At 67.9% G+C, this 2,478-nt stretch carries 4 protein-coding genes; all 4 read right to left on the bottom strand.

All coding sequences use genetic code 11. The annotated features are described in order from the left end of the window. Positions 1 to 344 (bottom strand): metal ABC transporter solute-binding protein, Zn/Mn family (locus VFG33_RS13435; protein WP_325026124.1); only part of this gene is annotated, 344 nt, incomplete at its 3' end. A gap of 105 nt (positions 345 to 449) precedes the next feature. Beyond that, the gene (locus tag VFG33_RS13430; protein WP_325026123.1) at positions 450 to 1,196 is read right to left on the bottom strand and encodes a class I SAM-dependent methyltransferase; all 747 of its coding nucleotides are present in this window, start codon (positions 1,194 to 1,196) and stop codon (positions 450 to 452) included. Positions 1,197 to 1,210: 14 nt separating this feature from the next. Continuing rightward, positions 1,211 to 1,711, bottom strand: coding sequence for a Fur family transcriptional regulator (locus VFG33_RS13425; RefSeq protein WP_325026122.1), 501 nt, complete (start codon positions 1,709 to 1,711; stop codon positions 1,211 to 1,213). A 116-nt stretch (positions 1,712 to 1,827) separates the two neighbouring features. Beyond that, positions 1,828 to 2,478 (bottom strand): TSUP family transporter (locus VFG33_RS13420; protein ID WP_325026120.1); only part of this gene is annotated, 651 nt, incomplete at its 5' end.

Below are 2,478 nucleotides of genomic sequence, written 5' to 3'. Positions count from 1 at the left end.
AACTTGTCCGCCCACACGTCGTACCCGATGCCGTTGACGATCGTGAACTGCGCCCCGGCCACCGTGCGCGCATCGGCCGCGGTGGGCTCGTAGTCGTGCGGATCCGCATCGGGGTTGTTGATGATGCTGGTGACCTTGACGTGACTGCCGCCGAGCTGCGTCGCGATACTCCCCCAGAAGTTCTCCGCTGCCACCACCTGGATCGTCTTGCCCGGGCCGGTACTGGCTGCGGCGCCGCCGGAGTCGGTACTACCTGAGGACGAGGTGGAGCAGGCAGCGGTGGTGAGCACGGCGATCGCCGCCAGCCCACTCAGTACGAACCGGGACAGCCGAACAGCCTTCATGACAGCGGATCTCCTCAACCTTGCCGGGCCGCGCGGGCGGGATACCTGGCGCTCCGGACCCCGACCAGCCTAGATGGAAATGACTTTCAACACCAGAAATCTACCTCAGTGATGAAAGTCATTGCCATTAATTGCTGTCACGGCGCGGACAACTCCCAGCGCCCCCAGGCGGCCACTCAGCCCTGCGTCAGCCAGTTCCCCCAGCAGGTCCGCTGCCGACAGGACATGCCAGAGATACTCGATCGTGTCGTCGCGAACCACTTCTCCGTCGGTGTCCAGAACCCGGTAACGCATCCGCCAGATCACGGCATCGGAACCGGCGGGCTCGGCATCGCCACCGCCCTCGTAGGTGTACCGGCCGACCTTCGCGGCTCCGAACGTGGTGTACGGGATCGTCACCGATTCGGCGGGCGGCTGCAGGTTGACCACCAGCGGCGCACCGGGCGCGAGCCGGTCGGCGACCCGCCACCAGAAACTCCGCCGATCCTCGGGCGTCAGGTGCCCGATCATGTTGACCGCCAGCACCGCCCCGAGCTGGTCCGGCAGGTCCGCGCCGAGAGCGTCGTCGGCCATCACCGTCGCCCGTTCACTGAGACTCGGGTCGGCAGCGACCCGGGACAGCAGCACAGCGCGCAGTACGGGTGATGGCTCGATCGCCAGGATCGACGCCGCCGGACAGGCGCCGGCCAGCTCTCGGGTGCCCAGCCCCGTGCCTGCCCCGACATCGACGAACGGACCGTGCGCCGCCGACGCTCCATCCAGTGCCGCCCGCACCGGACCGCGCAACGCCTTCCAGGCGGGCTTGCTGAGGACGTCGATGAACTCGCCCGAGGCCTGGTACGCGTCTGCCATGGGACTCAGATCCTTCAGTCCTGACAGGTGCGGCGATCGGTGCGGCGGTCGGACACCTGGCGACACGGGGGTTCTCCTTTGGTGACAGCGCGACGGCAACCGGCGCACACGCCGGTGAGTTCGAGGGTGTGTTCGACAGCGGTGAAGCCGGAGCGTTCACCGAGGTGTTCAGCCCAGCGCTCGACCACCTCGGTGTCGACCGGCCGGCTGCGGAAGCAACAGCGGCAGATGAGGTAGTGACCGTGGCCGACGGCAGGCCGTTGGCGGTAGAACCTCCCACCGCCCTCGTCCCGTACGACGTCGACGCGTCCGGCGCGATCTAGTTCGCGGAGCGCGCGATAGACCGTGGTCAGACCGACAGAGGCGCCGTCCGCCACCAAGAGGGCGTGCAGTTCCTGGACAGAGACGAAGTCAGGGCACTGGCCCAACGCGTCGAGAACCGCAGTTCGTTGCCTGGTTCGCCGCAGGCCGATGTCGGCAGCACGCGACCGCCCCTCCATCCTCGCTTCGCGCATCGCAGGCTCCCCGAGTCGACCGACACTGAGAACCCCAACCTAAATGACCATGGTTTCCATGTCCATTTGGACTTGGGCTGATCAGCAGGTGCGCGGGCTCGAGAAGGGCCATGGATTCAGCCGCCGGTAACCAGCAGAAGCACTCCCGAGACGACTAGGCCGGCCTCGACCAGCAAGGTGAACACGGCGACCGGGAGCCGGTCGAGGATCTTCTTCCCGGCCCACGCGCCACCTGTCGCGGCGGGGGCGAGAGCCAGACCGATCAGGCCGGTGCGCCAGGTGAGGACGGCAGCGGCGCCGAACACGACCAGTTTGGTCAGATGCATGACCACAGCTGACGCCGCTTCGGTTCCGATGTACGCCCCTCGGATCAGACCACGGGCCAGGAAGAACGGGGCAACCATCGGGCCGACGCTGCCGACCAGGGCGGACCCGAAACCTGACGCGGCGCCGACGGCGACGAAGCCGCGATCGCCGATCCTGGCCGCGCCGCGCCGGATCCGGCGCCACGCGACCATGGCGAGCAAGAATGCCCCGATCACCCGCGTGAGCGCCGGCAACGGGGCGTTGGACAACAGCAGCGCCCCGACCGTCGCCGCAGGGACCGCTCCGATCGCGAAGATCTTGACCAGCCGACGGTCGATCTCGCGTCGGTTGAACCAGACCCGGCCGCCGTTGCTGGCCAACTGCGCGACCGTGAGTAGAGCGACGGCATCGCGGGCACCGAACACCGCTACGAAGACGGGCAGCAACAGCACGGCGCCCCC

This window comes from Kribbella sp., from assembly GCF_035687465.1.
Lineage (GTDB): Bacteria > Actinomycetota > Actinomycetes > Propionibacteriales > Kribbellaceae > Kribbella.
This window is presented reverse-complemented; position numbering and strand designations above follow the sequence as displayed.

Bases quoted from the DNA above. Each gene is read 5' to 3' on its own strand.
- VFG33_RS13425 (WP_325026122.1), bottom strand. From the start codon at position 1,711: ATGCGCGAAGCGAGGATGGAGGGGCGGTCGCGTGCTGCCGACATCGGC.
- VFG33_RS13430 (WP_325026123.1), bottom strand. From the start codon at position 1,196: ATGGCAGACGCGTACCAGGCCTCGGGCGAGTTCATCGACGTCCTCAGC.